Source organism: Sporanaerobacter acetigenes DSM 13106 (genome assembly GCF_900130025.1).
GTDB lineage: Bacteria > Bacillota > Clostridia > Tissierellales > Sporanaerobacteraceae > Sporanaerobacter > Sporanaerobacter acetigenes.
This window is the reverse complement of the sequence record NZ_FQXR01000009.1, coordinates 1-16,367: the sequence shown is the minus strand read 5'-3', so window position 1 is coordinate 16,367 and position 16,367 is coordinate 1. Positions and strand designations below refer to the sequence as shown.

The 16,367-nt window shown below is 30.4% G+C and carries 16 protein-coding genes; 7 read left to right on the top strand and 9 right to left on the bottom strand.

Features of this window, described 5'->3' with window-relative positions:
- Positions 1 to 269 precede the first annotated feature (269 nt).
- A complete protein-coding gene (locus tag BUA21_RS09575) occupies positions 270 to 968 on the top strand; it encodes a zinc dependent phospholipase C family protein (protein WP_072744610.1) in 699 nt (232 codons plus the stop codon).
- Positions 969 to 970: 2 nt separating this feature from the next.
- On the opposite strand, the gene BUA21_RS09570 is transcribed toward BUA21_RS09575, so the two are convergent.
- On the bottom strand, positions 971 to 2,284 hold the full coding sequence (locus BUA21_RS09570; protein WP_072744609.1) for a bifunctional diguanylate cyclase/phosphodiesterase: 1,314 nt from the start codon (positions 2,282 to 2,284) through the stop codon (positions 971 to 973).
- Positions 2,285 to 2,535: 251 nt separating this feature from the next.
- Between BUA21_RS09570 and BUA21_RS09565 the strand changes: the two genes are divergently transcribed.
- From BUA21_RS09565 to BUA21_RS09540, 6 genes are all read left to right on the top strand, one after another.
- Complete coding sequence (locus tag BUA21_RS09565; RefSeq protein WP_072744608.1) at positions 2,536 to 3,138, top strand: tyrosine-type recombinase/integrase; 603 nt, start codon at positions 2,536 to 2,538, stop codon at positions 3,136 to 3,138.
- 62 nt (positions 3,139 to 3,200) lie between these two features.
- On the top strand, positions 3,201 to 3,821 hold the full coding sequence (locus BUA21_RS09560) for a HutD/Ves family protein (protein ID WP_072744607.1): 621 nt from the start codon (positions 3,201 to 3,203) through the stop codon (positions 3,819 to 3,821).
- A 52-nt stretch (positions 3,822 to 3,873) separates the two neighbouring features.
- Complete coding sequence (locus BUA21_RS09555; RefSeq protein WP_233242596.1) at positions 3,874 to 4,941, top strand: DmpA family aminopeptidase; 1,068 nt, start codon at positions 3,874 to 3,876, stop codon at positions 4,939 to 4,941.
- A 122-nt stretch (positions 4,942 to 5,063) separates the two neighbouring features.
- Positions 5,064 to 5,732 carry a hydrogenase nickel incorporation protein HypB gene (hypB, locus tag BUA21_RS09550; RefSeq protein WP_072744606.1) on the top strand — a complete coding sequence of 223 codons (669 nt, stop codon included), beginning with the start codon at positions 5,064 to 5,066 and terminating at the stop codon, positions 5,730 to 5,732.
- Positions 5,687 to 8,422: an FAD-dependent oxidoreductase gene (locus tag BUA21_RS09545; RefSeq protein ID WP_200796539.1), complete on the top strand. Its 2,736-nt coding sequence runs from the start codon at positions 5,687 to 5,689 to the stop codon at positions 8,420 to 8,422. The genes hypB and BUA21_RS09545 overlap by 46 nt, the downstream gene beginning before the upstream one ends.
- 9 nt (positions 8,423 to 8,431) lie before the next feature.
- Complete coding sequence (locus tag BUA21_RS09540; RefSeq protein ID WP_072744604.1) at positions 8,432 to 8,791, top strand: hydrogenase maturation nickel metallochaperone HypA/HybF; 360 nt, start codon at positions 8,432 to 8,434, stop codon at positions 8,789 to 8,791.
- Positions 8,792 to 8,847: 56 nt separating this feature from the next.
- On the opposite strand, the gene BUA21_RS09535 is transcribed toward BUA21_RS09540, so the two are convergent.
- From BUA21_RS09535 to BUA21_RS09500, 8 genes are all read right to left on the bottom strand, one after another.
- Positions 8,848 to 9,240, bottom strand: a complete 393-nt coding sequence (locus BUA21_RS09535) for a hypothetical protein (RefSeq protein ID WP_072744603.1) — start codon at positions 9,238 to 9,240, stop codon at positions 8,848 to 8,850.
- Between the two features lie 16 nt (positions 9,241 to 9,256).
- A complete protein-coding gene (locus tag BUA21_RS09530; RefSeq protein ID WP_072744602.1) occupies positions 9,257 to 10,057 on the bottom strand; it encodes a J domain-containing protein in 801 nt (266 codons plus the stop codon).
- A 129-nt stretch (positions 10,058 to 10,186) separates the two neighbouring features.
- Positions 10,187 to 11,092 (bottom strand): DMT family transporter, encoded by a 906-nt coding sequence (locus tag BUA21_RS09525; protein ID WP_072744601.1) that lies wholly within the window; start codon positions 11,090 to 11,092, stop codon positions 10,187 to 10,189.
- A gap of 141 nt (positions 11,093 to 11,233) precedes the next feature.
- The gene (locus BUA21_RS09520) at positions 11,234 to 12,205 is read right to left on the bottom strand and encodes a dipeptidase (RefSeq protein WP_072744600.1); all 972 of its coding nucleotides are present in this window, start codon (positions 12,203 to 12,205) and stop codon (positions 11,234 to 11,236) included.
- A gap of 69 nt (positions 12,206 to 12,274) precedes the next feature.
- Positions 12,275 to 13,483: a DUF819 family protein gene (locus BUA21_RS09515; protein WP_072744599.1), complete on the bottom strand. Its 1,209-nt coding sequence runs from the start codon at positions 13,481 to 13,483 to the stop codon at positions 12,275 to 12,277.
- Positions 13,484 to 13,983: 500 nt separating this feature from the next.
- On the bottom strand, positions 13,984 to 15,420 hold the full coding sequence (locus BUA21_RS09510; RefSeq protein WP_072744598.1) for a hypothetical protein: 1,437 nt from the start codon (positions 15,418 to 15,420) through the stop codon (positions 13,984 to 13,986).
- On the bottom strand, positions 15,413 to 15,943 hold the full coding sequence (locus BUA21_RS09505; RefSeq protein ID WP_072744597.1) for an RNA polymerase sigma factor: 531 nt from the start codon (positions 15,941 to 15,943) through the stop codon (positions 15,413 to 15,415). The genes BUA21_RS09510 and BUA21_RS09505 overlap by 8 nt, the downstream gene beginning before the upstream one ends.
- Before the next feature lie 150 nt (positions 15,944 to 16,093).
- Positions 16,094 to 16,367: transposase domain-containing protein (locus BUA21_RS09500; RefSeq protein ID WP_143147153.1), on the bottom strand; the 274-nt coding region annotated here is incomplete at its 5' end.

Below are 16,367 nucleotides of genomic sequence, written 5' to 3'. Positions count from 1 at the left end.
TTCTCTTGTTTTGTAAAAAATAAAAAAGCTCTATAGTTTGTATGCTTAAACAAACTATAGAGTCTCACTAAGCTGATTAGCCACCAAAGCCGGGATATTTATCCGTCATGACGACTTTGATTCCATAAAGGAAAGTTACTCCCTCTAATATGGAGATTGTATAGGTTTTTATAAGTGATGTCAAGGCCAAATAAAAAATAATCAATGTTTATTATCATTCAAATTACAAATAATAAAATTATATAAATCGTATAAAGAAGGTGAAGAAAATGAGTATCATTGAAGCAACATATGATCATATTCTAAGAATAGTATTTAGAATAGCAAATCCAATTAAAAAATCAATAATCAAAACTCAATGTAAAGTTCATAAATCAATCAATATGGATGCTTTAAAAATTCTTAAAAATGATAAATTTTTAATACAATACAATTTTTTTAAGAGTTATATTCAGGATATAAATGAAGGCGCTGTATGGGCTGATCAAGATTTCAAAAGCTCAAATCATTTTTACAATCCTCATAAAAAAAAGGGACTATATGGAAGAAAAAGTGCAATGGACTTAGGGGTTGATTATTATTCTAAAGCTCTTATCCTATGGAAAAGTGGTGACTTAAAAAAATCCATGTTTTATTTAGGTGCAGCTATTCACATTGTCCAAGACATGACAATTCCTCAACATGCCAATATTCGCCTATTAGATAATCATCATCAGTATGAGTCCTATGTAAAACGTACATATAAATATTTAGAAGATTTTAAGATAGAAAAGGGAGCCTATTTACTAGATTCTATAGAGGACTATATAAGATTCAATGCAAAAGTTGCTATTAAAATCTATAAAAAATTTAAAACCATATCCGATGATGAAGAAAGATTTTATCGAATAACAAAATGTGCCCTCCCCCTAGCAAAGAGAACTACAGCTGGAGCTATGATTTTGTTCTATAATGAAATTGATAACTAATTTTAATTTAATTCAAAAGAAGTATTTTCTAATATACTAATTGTTTCATCAAAAGGCATCGGTTTACCAAAGAAATATCCTTGAGCTTTATAACAACCTATTTCCTTTAAATAGTCTATTTGTTCTTTCCTCTCAATGCCTTCAGCAACAACATCAATACCTAACTGATTGGCAAGTTCTATAGTTTGTTTAGTCACAATATACTTCTTTTTATTTTTCTCAATATCATCAATAAAAAATTTATCTATTTTGATTCCATCAACAGGCAAAACACATAAATTATTTAAATAACAATAGGATGTACCAAAATCATCTAAATAAATTCTTGCTCCTAATTTCTTAATCTCTTTTAAATTATTTATAACAGACTTTTGGAGCTTATATGGTTCATGTTCTGTAATCTCAATATTTAAAGAAGAAGCTTTTATATTGAATTTTTTTAATAAATCCTTAATAAGTAAGTGAAAATTCTCGTCTTCCAATTGTTCAATGGACACGTTAACAGATACAATAATATCTTTATATCTTAACTGATTCCATATTTTCTTTTGACGACAAGCTTCCTCCATTATCCATTTCCCTACTTCATTTATTGCTCCATTTTCTATTAACTTATCAATAAATAAAAAAGGGGGTAGTAGACCATATAATGGATGATCCCATCTTATTAATGCTTCAAATCCATATATTCTATTAGTATATAAATTCACTTGAGGCTGATAATATAAAATAAATTCTTTATCAGTTAAAGCATTTAAAATATCCATCTCCTCTATTTCTTTCATTGCAACCTTTAAATACATATCAAAATTAAAAAATTCATATTTCTTACATGAGTCTTTTTGACAATAATCCAATGCAATGTCCGCATATCTTAAAAGCATTTCTATTTCCTCACCATTTTGTGGATAAATAGCTAAACCAATGTTCATTTGGATTTTTATCTTATGATTCATTATATCGCATGGATTTTCAAATTTAGCTAAAAATTCTTCAATAAATTTCTCTAGCTCCATTTTGTTATTAAAATTCCACAATACAAGAATTAATATATTATCATGAACTCTAATTACTACTCCCTTATTGTCAAGATATTTTTTTAATTCCATATAAACATGACATATCATGGCATGTCCATATTTGTACCCAAATCTATAGCAATACATTTTAAGATTTGTAACCTTTAATTGACATATGGCAAATCTATCTTTATCGTTTGTTAAATCTTGTATTAAATCTTTACATTTATTAAATGAAAAGTTGATACCTTCAACTATTTCTGAATAGTCTTCATTTTGATTATAAATTTGAGCCATATTTTTTTACCTCCACGATATACTTTAAAATATGATACAAAATAAACATTTTGTATACTGGAGACTGTATTAATTTATAATAATAATTGCATTAAACGGATAGGGGTGTCAAACAATAGTAAAAAAAGTATTTTTTTGCTAAAAACAAAGCCAAAATAATATATTTTATAAAAATATATTAGTATATTTATTAAAATATGGTACAAAATGTTTATTTTGTACAACTTATCTTATTAATAGGAGGTATAAAAATGGTACAAGATACAAACAACAACACAATAAAATATTTCACTCAAAATGAAATGCAAAAACTTTTTCAAGCTATTAAAAATTCCACTTCTAAACACTCTTTAAGGGATTTTGCAATAATTAGAGTCTGTTATAGATGCGGATTAAGGGCTTCAGAAATAGCTTTAATTAAACTAAATAATTATAATAAGGAAAAGGGGGAATTATATTGCCAAAGATTAAAGGGAAGCAAGAATAATACAATAAGATTAGATTCCTCAACCAAAAAAGCCCTTGATGAATATATAAAAATATATAATATATCAAATAGCAATGAAATTTTATTCAAAAGTCAAGAAAATAAACCTATATCTAGACAAACCTTAGATTATATTATGAAAAAATATTGCAAAGAAGCAAATATTCAAGATAAATCAAAACATCATTTTCATACAATAAAACACACAACTGCTGTTCATCTTGCTGAATCTGGTTTAGATATAAAAGAACTCCAATGGTGGCTAGGACATAAATCAGTTTCTAATACAGAAATATATTTCCAATTTACAACAAAACAGCAAGAAATGATGTATAAAAAATTAAATGAAAAAAATGAAATGGTATAGGCTATAATACTTGATTTAAAAATATAATATATATATTGTGAATTTAAAGGAGTGAAATAAATATGACATGCGAAGTAAAATTAATAAAAAGTGATGAATTTCAGATAAGTGAATGGTCAGGAGGAACTACAACACAAATTGCTATATATCCAAAAGAGGCTATATATAGCAAAAGAAATTTCACTTGGCGTATTAGTTCAGCTAAAGTTGAAGTTGAAGAATCAACTTTTACCCATCTTCCAGGAATCAATAGAATCATTATGATACTTGATGGAGAAATTGAGCTGGTACATGAAAATCATCATAAATGTACTTTGAAACCTTTTGAACAAGATAGTTTTAATGGTAGCTGGAATACAAAAAGTTATGGAAAGGTAGTAGATTTTAACTTGATGATGAATGAAAACGCAAGGGGAGATTTAGAAAGTCTATTCATCAAAGAAAATGAAGAAAAGAAGTTTACTTTAAGTATAGGCAAAGAAGACTATTTTAAAAATACTCAAGTTATTTATTGTGTATATGGACAAACAAAATTGCATATTCCTTTAACTAATAATACATTAACCTTATATGAAAAAGAAGCTGCTATGCTAACTATAGATAATATAAATCCAGTAGAATTTACAATATATAATGATCATAAAAATATAGCTAAGCTAGTCAAAACTAATATTATGTATTAATACTACTACATGCAATTTAAAACTATAATGCTTATGAAAGGGTGAAAATAATTTGAACGAACAAAAAAGAATTAGAGATTTCTATCCGTCTATCGGAAATATGAAAACAGGAAATAAAAACTCCATTACTGATGTACCCGGAGTCAAGGTAGGTCATGTAACATTGGATGATGGTGAAATAAAAACAGGCGTTACAGCAATTGTCCCTCATAATAGAAACTTATTTAAAGAAAAAGTTATAGGTGCTTGTCACGTAATTAACGGCTTTGGGAAAAGTATAGGATTGGTACAAATTGAGGAATTAGGAAATATAGAAACTCCAATAATACTTACAAATACTTTAAGTATAGGTGCAGCTCATGAAGGACTAGTAAAATACATGCTTTCAATAGATGAGAATATACAATCTTTAAATCCTATTGTATGCGAATGTAATGATGGATATCTAAATGATATTAGGGGACTTCATGTTAAGGATTTTCATATATCTGAAGCTATAAAAAATGCAAGTTCTGAATTTGAAGAGGGAAACGTAGGTGCTGGAACTGGAATGATGTGTTATGGACTAAAAGGTGGAATTGGAACATCTTCACGTATAGTAAATCTTGACAATAGAGAATACATAGTAGGTGTACTGGTATTATCTAATTTTGGAATTATAGATGATTTTATGATAAATGGAAATTTTATTGGGAAAGAATTGAAATATATTGTAAATACTGAAAAACAAAGAGATGATAAAGGATCAATAATCTTAATAGTAGCTACTGATATTCCCCTTTCTTCTAGACAGCTAAAAAGAGTTATCAAAAGAGTAAATCCAGGCATAGCTAGAACTGGAGGATTTATTGGCCATGGCAGTGGAGAAATAGCTATAGGGTTTTCTACAGGAAATATTATTAAACATCAAGAAAATAAAGAAATACTTGATATAAAAATTATTAATGAACCAAACATTAATAAAGTATTTAGAGCCACATCTGAAGCAACAGAAGAAGCTATTCTCAATTCCTTGATATGTTCAAATACTACTACAGGAAAAAATGGACATAAAGTTTATTCTCTGGCTAATTTTCCTATCAACTCTCCCTACAATTTTAGCAGTTCTAAATATAAATAATTTTAATATATTGTGAAAATGATTAAATATTTTGATATTTTAAAGAGGGTTTTGGCATATCATGGAGAATACAATATATAGTACATTGTGAAATTTTATTCATATAAAGGAGGTGACGAACTATGGATCAATTTAAAATTGTTGAAATCAAGCAAAGTATTTATAAAAATAATGATATAGAAGCAGAAAAACTTAGAAACAAATTAAAAGCAAACAATAAGTTTTTATTGAATTTAATGAGTTCACCAGGCTCAGGAAAAACAACAACACTTTTAAGAACCATTGAACAATTAAAAGATTCAATGAAAATTGGAATTATGGAAGCCGATATTGATTCAGATGTAGATGCTAAAACAATCGCCGATACTGGAGTAAAAACCATCCAACTTCATACAGGTGGTATGTGTCATTTGGATGCACAGATGACTAGTGAAGGACTCGACAATCTAGAAATTGATGATTTAGATCTTATTGTTCTTGAAAATGTCGGCAATTTAGTATGTCCAGCTGAATTTGATACTGGTGCAACTAAAAATGCAATGATTCTATCAGTTCCTGAAGGAGATGACAAGCCCCTTAAATATCCTCTAATGTTTACAGTTGCTGATGTTTTATTAATCAATAAAATTGATACTTTACAAATGTTTAATTTTGACATAGATGCTGTTTGTGACCGTGCTAGAAAACTTAATCCAAATATTAATATTTTCCCAATTTCAGCCCGTACTGGTGAAGGGATTGAAGCTTGGATCAATTGGCTAAAAACTCAAGTATCAGAAGTGAAAAAATAATGCTTAAATATAAGGGGGACAATGAAATGCGTGCAAAAATTATTGAAATGGCACAACATATCAGTGGCTTAAAAATAAATTTCACTGAAGATGACCCACGATATTATGTATTTGCTGATTTAGTAAATGATGAACAAGCTGATGTTGTTATTGCCATGAAAAGAAGAAAACCTGAAGCAGTAGAAGATATTGCAGCAAGGGTAAATAAAAATTATGCTGAAACTTTTGATATTTGTATGCAACTTGCTGATATGGGAATCATTGAAATTAAACCACAAGAAGATGGAACAGATAAATTTGAACTTCCAATTTATGTTCCAGGAATTTATGAACTAATGATGCTTAATCCTGAACAAGTTGAAACACATCCTGAAATAGCTAGAGCATTTGAACAATATACACGAGAAACTGTTGAGCCTGTCACCAGCATTATGCCAATGGGTAATGGAGCAATGCGCGTTATTCCAGTTGAATCAGCAATTCAAGCTGAAACCAGAAAAGCACCATATGAAGAATTGTCCTATTGGTTAACTAAATATCAAAACCATATTGGTATTGCACCATGTCAATGTCGTTTGGTTCGTACTCAAATGGATGAAGGTACTGGTAGTATAGCAGAAGAATTGTGTATTCTTCTTGGGGCTACTGCTGAATCAGCTATTAGAACAGGGAAAGCAAGACGTATTACAAAAGAAGAAGCTGAAAAAGTGCTTTTACAAGCTGAGAAAAAAGGTTATATGCATCAAGTTACAAATATGGATGGAACTAATAAAATTTGGGCAATTTGTAATTGCCAACGTGATGTTTGTCTAGCTTTACGTACTTCCCAATATTTTAATACACCTAATATGTCACGTTCTAATTATGTTGCAGAGGTTGACCCTGAAAAATGTGGAGCTTGTGGACAATGTGTTGAAACATGTCCTGCCAATGCTGTAAGATTGGGACAAAATTTATGTACTAAGAAGCCAATTGAATATCCATTTACCCCACTTCCTGATGATCACAAATGGGGTCCAGAACGCTATAATCCAGATTTCAGAGAAAATTTCGAGAATGTTTACGACTGTGGTACTTCACCATGTAAGACGACTTGTCCAGCTCATATTGCTGTTCAAGCATATATAAAATTAGCAGCTCAAGGAAAATATCTTGATGCTTTAGAGTTAATTAAAAAGGAAAATCCATTCCCTGCAGTTTGCGGTCGTATTTGTCCACATAATTGTGAGAGTGAATGTACTAGAGGAGATATTGATGAACCTGTTGCAATAGATGAAATCAAAAAATTCATAGCTGATATAGAATTAAATAGTGAAACAAGATTTGTTCCAGAAAAATTATATAATTTTAATGATATTAAGATTGCCATAATCGGTTCAGGACCAGCAGGACTTTCTTGTGCATATTTTCTAGCTCAAAAAGGCTATACAATCACAGTATTTGAAAAACAACAAAAACCTGGTGGAATGTTAACTTTAGGTATTCCTTCATTTAGGCTTGAAAAAGATGTTGTTGAAGCTGAAATTGATGTACTACGTCAATTAGGTGTTGAGTTTATATGTGGTGTTGAAGTAGGCAAAGATATTACTTTAGATGAATTACGTACTCAAGGATATAAAGGGTTCTACATTGCTATTGGTGCCCAAGGTGGTCGAAAACTTAATATTGAAGGCGAAGACCATGAAGATGTAATTAATGGTGTAGATTATTTAAAGGACATTAACCTAGGTAAAGATATAAAGACTGAAGGCAATGTTGTAGTAATTGGTGGCGGTAATGTAGCAATTGACGTTGCAAGAACTTCCCTTAGAACGGGAGCTAAAACTGTAAATATGTTCTGCTTAGAAGGCGAAAATGAAATGCCTGCCCAAGATGAAGAAGTTCTTGAAGCTAAAGGCGAAGGTATTGTTATAAACAATGGTTGGGGTCCAAAACGAATCATTATTGAAGATGGTAAAGTTAAGTCTGTTGAATTTAAACGTTGTTTAAGCGTCTTCGATGAAGATGGGAGATTTAATCCAAAATATGATGAAAGTGATATTAAAACCGTGAAAGCCGATAAAGTATTGTTATCAATAGGGCAATCTATCGTTTGGGGTGATATGTTAAATAACAGTAAAGTAGAATTAAATCGCAATATGACTGCCAAAGCTGATCAATTGACTTATCAAACAGGTGAACCCGATATCTTTATTGGTGGCGACGTTTATAGCGGACCAAAATTTGCTATAGATGCTATCGCTGCAGGTAAAGAAGGAGCTGAATCATTACACCGCTATGTTCATCCTGGTCAATCATTGACATTAGGAAGAAATAGAAGAATCTTTAAAGCAGTTGATAAAGATAATTTGAATCTTGATGGCTATGATAAAGCTAAACGTCAAAAAGTTCATCTTGATTCAGCTAAAAACAATACTTTCTCAGATCCACGTGTTACATTTACGGAAGAACAATTAAAAGCTGAAACTGATCGTTGCTTAAAATGTGGTGTTGCTCATGTTGATGTAAATAGATGTATTGGCTGCGGAGAATGTACAACAAGATGTAAATTTGATGCAATCACAATCCATCGTAAATTTGATGCTCATAGCTATGGCTATGAAAATATTAAACCACATGCACTTAAACGAGCAATCAGTATCAAAGTCAAAACAGCTTTAAATCCAAATAAAAATAGTATGGATAAATAGGGAAACATTATGCATGAAATAACTGTATTGGTAGAATTGATAAAAATGGTTGAAACAGCTGCCATCGAGAACAATATCGATGAGATAGATACCGTTGTTGTACAAATAGGAGAAATGTCATCAATTGTACCTAGATATATGATGGAGTATTTTCCCAATGCTGCAGAAGGAACCCTTTTAGAAAATTCTAAATTGAAAATTGAGATGATTTCCGCAAATGGTTTATGCCATCATTGCAATAAAGTTTTTAAAATCGTAAAAAACAAGGGAAAATGTCCTTATTGTAAAGCTGATGATTGGGAAATGTTGAGCGGAATGGAATTCATCTTAAAAGAAATTGTTATTAAAGAAACTTTAGCACCTGAATAAATTAGTTTTTACTCTCAAAACCTTAATTAAGGTTTTGAGAGTTTTTTCATTATTGCTTATGATTTTTTGATCATTACAGTTTTACATTTTGGACAAGTAATAGAAATCTTACCTTTACCTCTTGGTACACGAAGGACTTGTTTACAATTAGAGCATTTATAATACTTATAATCTTTCAAATCCTTTATTCGCTGAATTCTATTGTTTACTTTCCTCTTTATAGAATTCCATTTGTTTAGAAACTTCGTATTTTCCTGATACCTAGCTGATATATTTTTAGAAAACATTCTATATACAACTATTCCTAAAGCTACTATACCAAGTACATCCAGTATTCTATTATTAAAAATTCTTGCCATAATGGATATAAAAAAATAAACCACTAGAATAACCCATGACAATTGATCCGCCCCATAACGACCTGTCATAAATCTTTTTAGCCAATTCACAAATAAGCCCCCCTTTCTAAATCATATTCTTATATCTCTCTATATTACCATCACTTAAAAACTCATAAGCATTATTTATCTGTTGGAACATCTCTGTTGCATTTGGTGATTTGTTTAAATCTGGATGATATTCCTTTGCTTTTTTCCTGTATGCTAATTTTATTTGATACTTATCTGCATCATATCCGACGCCTAATAAATCACAGCTTTTTTCATATTTGCTTTTGAACTCACTAGTTGGATTTGCATAAGTCTGATTGTCATAACCAGTATTTTGACCATACCATTCATAATTGGTATGTCCATTATTTCTTCTTTGATAATTTTGATATTCATTCCATTGTCTAAATTTTTCTTCCCATTCTTTTTGTTGCTCTTCCTGACGTCGTTGTTGTTCTTTTCTTTTTCTTTCATATTCCATTTTTTTGTATTTATCTTTATATCCATTAAATGATTTAAATTGATAGCTTATTCCATCCATAAGGTAATAAGCACGATCAAACAGATACTCAGTTATGATATACTTTATATACTTTAAATAAGATACAAATTTAGTTCCCAGTATTGGAAATATAACAAAAAATAATATAGTCAAAAGTACAGCTGGATGCAATAATAATGCAAATCCTAAAGGTCCAGCTAACATAAAGACTAATAAGCACCCTCCCATACCTATCAAGGCAATAAATCCTTTTGCTATACCTCCTACAATCGTTACTATAGTTTCTATTATTTTTGTTAGAACATCAAGTATTATTGATATTAGTTTAGCTATAGCATACAAAACCTTCCCTGCTATCTTTTTCAATGTGTTCATATTTTTATATACTCCTCTTAATTTTCTACTTATACTTTTAACCAAAACTTATTATTACATATATAATGAATTATATCATGATTTGAGGCTAATATATAGAAAAATTAACCTGTACATGACAAATCATCATTATTCATAAAATCCTAATATAAACACACCTATACTTATCACTATAATAGTAAAATATTGCTCCCTTGTTAATTTTTCTTTTAAATAAATCCTTCCAAATATAACCGCTACTATACTATCAACTGACATAAGTGGTGCTGCAACTACTGAATTGGAATTTAAAGCATAAACATAAAAAAATTGACCTGCTGTTTCAAATAATCCACCATAAATATTGTATTTTTCATTTACTAACTTGTACCCTTGTTTTTTAATTACTATTATATAAAATAATGATATTATGGTCACAATAAAAAATGTTAATTCAAAAGAAATCAATGCTTCCTCTGGCGTGAAATGTTTACTTAAATATACATCGTCTAAAAATGTACCTACCCCATCTAAAAGAGAATAAGCAATGGGAAATAATAGAGCTACTGCTCCCATTTTATTTTTTTTATCTATTTGTTCTGAGTTTTTTAGTTTTTCTCTTTCTGATTCTTTTCTTTCTAAAATAGCTAATAAAATTAAACCTAATGTAATTAAAGTTACCGCAAAAAGCTGCAAATTGGACATGGTTTTCCCTAATACCTTAAAGGACAATATACCTGCTATTGCTCCTGAAGTGCTAGCAACTGGTGATCCCACAGATATTAATAAATATCTATAGCCATAAAAATCTATAGCCATGGATAAGATATATAAAAATGATACTGGGAAATATGTAATTACATTTTTAATATCATATTGCCAATTTATTTTTATTAGTTCTATGACTGCATGAATCCCCATCATTAGACCAATCATTATCAATATTCTTAAATGACCGTATCTATCATTAGGGTCTGTCCCTTTTTTAAAAAATACATCAGATAACCCCCAGCAAAACGTTGCTAATATTGCTAATGTAAACCATGTAAACTCCATATAATTCCTCCTATACCCTTCTCTTAAAATGACAGAGTTTATTATATAACAACTATTCTTTATTAGCAAAAATATAAAAAAATAAAATCCTATGTCATTTATATAAACACAGGATTTTACTCTAATTGCTCTATAAAATATTTAACCTAATATTTCTTTAATAATTCTTAAGAAATTTTTATATTTAATTTTTTCTATATCTTCCTTAGAGTAACCCTTTTTCTCTAATAATTCAATCATCTTTGGAACTTTAGTTATATTTTCAAATCCTATTGTTTTTGCATCTCCTTCTGCAAAAGCACTCAATGTATCTCCTTCTAGATAATCATCAAAATCAAAACCAAATCCAACATGGTCTATTCCCATGACTTCAACCATGTGATCAACATGATTTGCTAGATGTTCAATATCTCTATCTTTTACTTCATCTGCTACAAAATCTGAAAAAGCATTTAATCCAACAACTCCACCTTTTTCACTTATAGCTTTTAGTTGTTCATCAGTGAGATTTCTTGGAGCTTTGCATAATGCTTTGCAATTAGAATGAGAAGCAATAATAGGTTTTGTAGTTGTTTCGCATATATCCCAAAATGTCTTTTCATTAGCATGTGAGACATCAACTATCATTCCTAATTCTTCTAATTTTTTAACTGCTTCTACACCATATTGGGTAAGTCCCCTATTTGGATTGCCTTTTACTCCAGTCGCCAATTCATTTTCCTCATTCCAAGTCAAAGTTGCATGTCTTACACCAAATAAATACAATGCATTTATAAAATCTACATTCTTTCCAATATAACTAAGACCTTCTGAGCCTAAAACTATTGCAAATCTATTGCTATCTACAGCCTCACTTATATCGCCATAATTTTTTACAATTTTAAATATATCTTGGTTAGCTGTTATTTCAACTGACATGTTTTCTATAATTTCTAAAGCTCTTTGTTTTGGATTTTCATCATATGGAGGGTCAATCCAAATTACAAATATTCCACCATTTACTTGACCTTTATTATATTTTCCTAGATGAAAATTTTTAAATACATCTTTATTACCTTTTTGCCTTTTAACTGTGACATCTGTCCATATATCTCCATGTGCATCAAATATCATTATTATCACATCCTTATTAAAATTATTAAGAAGGGATTTCTCCCTTCTTATATTATTGATTAATTATCATCATTTAAGTAAATTTCCTACAAGTATACCATAATAGTTACCGATGACATAACCCAAAGTACCAACCAACAATGCAGGAACTATTAGTTTGTCCCAACCTTTTGCTATTGCCATAGCTGCTGAAGTAGTAGGTCCTCCTACATTTGCATTGGAGGCTATTATCATTTCTTCTAAGTTAAACTTAAATATTCTACCCATTAAGAATGTAAATAGCATATTTGTAAAAACAATTATTGCACAAAATACTAATAGTAAAGGTGATTTTGTAACAATCAAAGGTATTGATGCTGGTGCACCTATTACAGTAAAGAATATATAGATTAAAAATGTTCCTATTTCTTGAGCACCTTTTATGTTTTCAAAGAAATCACTGAAAGCTGTTGCCGCTATCATAGTTATAGTAGTCATTATTAAATATTTATTTCCTAAAAGTCCATTCAATAAATTCAATCCCAAGTTTCCTGTAGGAATAACTTTAGAGAAAAATCCAGAAATTTCTACTGATAATGAAACTATAATAAAGGATATTGCAACTGCAGTAGCTATATCTTTCAAGGAAATTTCCTTTGCCCCCCAAAATTGAGCGGCTTTAGTCTTTCCTTCTCCTGAATCACCTTCTTTTTCTACTTGATCAACAATTGGATGTTTATATCTTTTCAAGAAAAAATTCATTGTTGGAATGGCAATCAAAACAAAGAAATATAAGGCCATAAGAAGATTGTCTGCAACTACTGATGTTGAGACTAATTCTGAATTAGCGTCAAAAGCATCTGCCATAGCTACAAGATTGACACTCCCACCTGTATAAGTTCCTGTCATCATTGCAGCAGCTTTATAAGCATCAGGAATTTTGTTTTTCAATACTCCAAATGCCAAAATACTACCTAAAACTGTACCTATACCACTGACAAGATAAACTAATAATAATCTACCACTTTCTTTCCATATTTTCTTAACATTCGCATTATAAAGTAATAATGGTATTGCAAGAGGTACCACATAGTCCCAAACCATATCATAAGTTGGTGCTTCTACTGGTATAACCTTTATATTAGCTAATATCATTGCAAATAATAAAGCCAATACACAACCTGTAACTTTACCTGCCCATTTATATTTTTGCTCCAACCAAATACTCAAAGCTGAAATACCAGTTAAAATTGCCCAAAGTGCCCATGTATTTTCTGGGCTTATCAAAGATTTTGCCATAATTCTTCCCCCTAAAATCTACATTTTGTTCTTTATTAATTTTTTATTTTTGTGAGATGCAACTCCTCTCTATTTTTGTTAATAGTTTTTAATTTTGATCAAATATATATAAAGATTTGCAAACCTTTTGTATATTACAATACTAATACTATGATAATTCTTTGTCAATTGTAAAGGGAATTTTTGTTTTTTTCTCAATTTTTGATGAATTCTCAACTATAGCATAAGTGTCAAACATCCTCCACCTGTTAAAGATGGAGGATGCATATTAGATTATTCTTTGTCAAAATTTTCACATTATTATGGAATAATTCCAACTTCTACAGTTGAACTTGAAAATAAATCCATTATCATCTGTTTGTCTTCGGAACTTATTAGCTTATCTTCATTTTCTATATAACTTTTATAAATACGCACAGATAATAAAATGCTTTTACCATTTTATTGTAGACAAAGCTTTATTATTTATTAAACCAATTTTAAACATCAATGTCATTTTGCTATTTAATTGGAATTCGGATACCATTTATAATTATAGCTGTAACTTTGGTAACATCTAAAGGTGCTTTCGTATTCCAACTTGAATTGAAGGTATGTTTATCGGGATTTTGGCTTCCTCCGCCACCTTCCAATGGAACAATACCATCTACTGTTTCAACCTCAAGTACCATATCACTGGCCTTACACTTTTCTCCTTCATAGGTGCCTATTGCTTGCAACCCTAAAGGATTAAGTGTTATAAACTCAAAGAGATGACCTTCAACTGAAATGTCATTTATCAAAATACGCATATTTTGGTTAGAATCATTTAGATTTGCTGCTACCTTCCATCTACCTTCAACCCCAGAGAAGACTGAACCAGTAAAACAAAGAGTATATCCACTAAGATCTTTAGTACTTACAGGAAATACAAATTCTTCATATTTGTATTTCGCATCAACACAATCGTTTTCTTCAAGATTAAGTAGGCAATTTTCCTTATCACCAAGGAATATCAACATATAATCGTATGAAATTAAATTGCCACTTGAATCTTTTAAAGAAAGCATTGCAGTGCTACCAAACTCTTTGTTAGAAATATTTCCTAGCTGCACATGTAGTTTCCCATCTATAATGCCAATATTTGAAATCCATTGATCTTTTTCACCATGAGGCATATCAGCATAATGGCTTGGTATAAGTGCCTCTGTGAATGAATTTAAATCATCAGGCATATTGCTACTACCCCAAATTTGCATTTTCTCAATAGGTATAGTTTCTACATTTTCAATTCCTGTAAGAGATATGGGAATTGGTTCGTCTTTATAGACTTTTTCGTCAAAATAAATAAGAGAACTGCCAATTTCCAATGGATCTGCCAAAGGTGTACCTGGATCAGCCGTTATATAAAACTCATAATAAATAGTATTGGTATCCTCATCAAAATATAACATTTTTTGCTTCCATGAAACACTGGCTGATACAACCTCATCTGATCGTCCAGTTGTCTTTTGTGCCTGTGAATTCATTTTTACATTAAATCCATCTCTAAAGTCAGTCTTTTCTGTCAATCGATTTTGACCTGTTATATCTTGAATAGACAAATAAACAATTGACATATTACCATATTTCTGTGCGCCTATAACCTCCATACGAATTCCTTGATCTTCACTATAAACTTCAACTGGTTCAACAACCTTACCAAAATCAGGATTAAATTTTTCTATAAACCAATCAAAATTTCCTAAAGCCGCAGCAGTTACACTAACAACTAGCACCATAGACATCACTATAACTGCAACCGTTGACCTTGCCCATCGTCTTCGGTGCTTAACAGAAATGTTGTTATTTTCCTCATGCAATCTGTCCTTAACTTGTTCTGCAATTTTGCTTGAATTAACAGTAATTTGGGAAAACATATCATATATATTTTGTTCATCAATATCAAATTTACTCATATTTAGACTCCTTTCTACAATATTCAAAGTTTAAATATTTAGCTAATTTATCCTTGACCCGCTGGTATTGCTTACGCAAAGCAGCAGGAGAACTTCCTGTAAGAAGGGATAGTTCCTCGTAACTCTGCTCCTCCATTATTCGCCCATATAACAAAGCACGTTCCTTAGGTTTAAGCCTCTTTAAAGCACGAAATGTTTCATCACTCAACCCTTTATCTTCCTCTGATAAAACTACTTTACCACGGATTTCACTAAAATAAAGTAACTTACGCTTTTTTAGTTGATTTAAACTGAGATTATATGTGATTTTATATAGCCATGCAGAGAGATTAGCGCCATCAAATGTAGCACGGTTTTCATATGCTGAAAGAAAAACTTCCTGAACTATATTTTCTGCTTCATAGTAATCACATAAAATTGCTGTTGCATAGCGAAGTAGTTTTTCACTATAGAGATTGATTATCTCTTCCAGTTCATTCTCTCCGCCAGTAACAAATCTTTCTCCAAGATCTGCATTGCTCATAAGTTCACCACCTTCATTGTTTATCAGTCGACTGTACTCTTATAACAATTTAAACAACTATTTTGTGACACAAATTTTACCCCAAAAAAGCTTTTAAAAGGTAAGCGTAAAATAGCCCCCACCTATTAAAGGTGGAGGCCATATATTATACTATTTTTTGTTAGGAACTTTACATTCTTGTGGAATTGAATCTGACCAAGGTAGAAGATTATCTAACTCTTCTAGATTATCTAAATCTATATTAGGCAGTTTTTCAAATAGATATGTTAAATAGTAGAATGGATTTAAATTATTTGCTTTTGCCGTCTCTATTATACTGTAAACTACGGCAGAAGCCTGAGCACCTTTAGGGGACTTTGAAAATAGAAAATTCTTTCTTCCTATTACAAATGGTTTAATCGCTCGTTCTGCTCTGTTGTTGCTT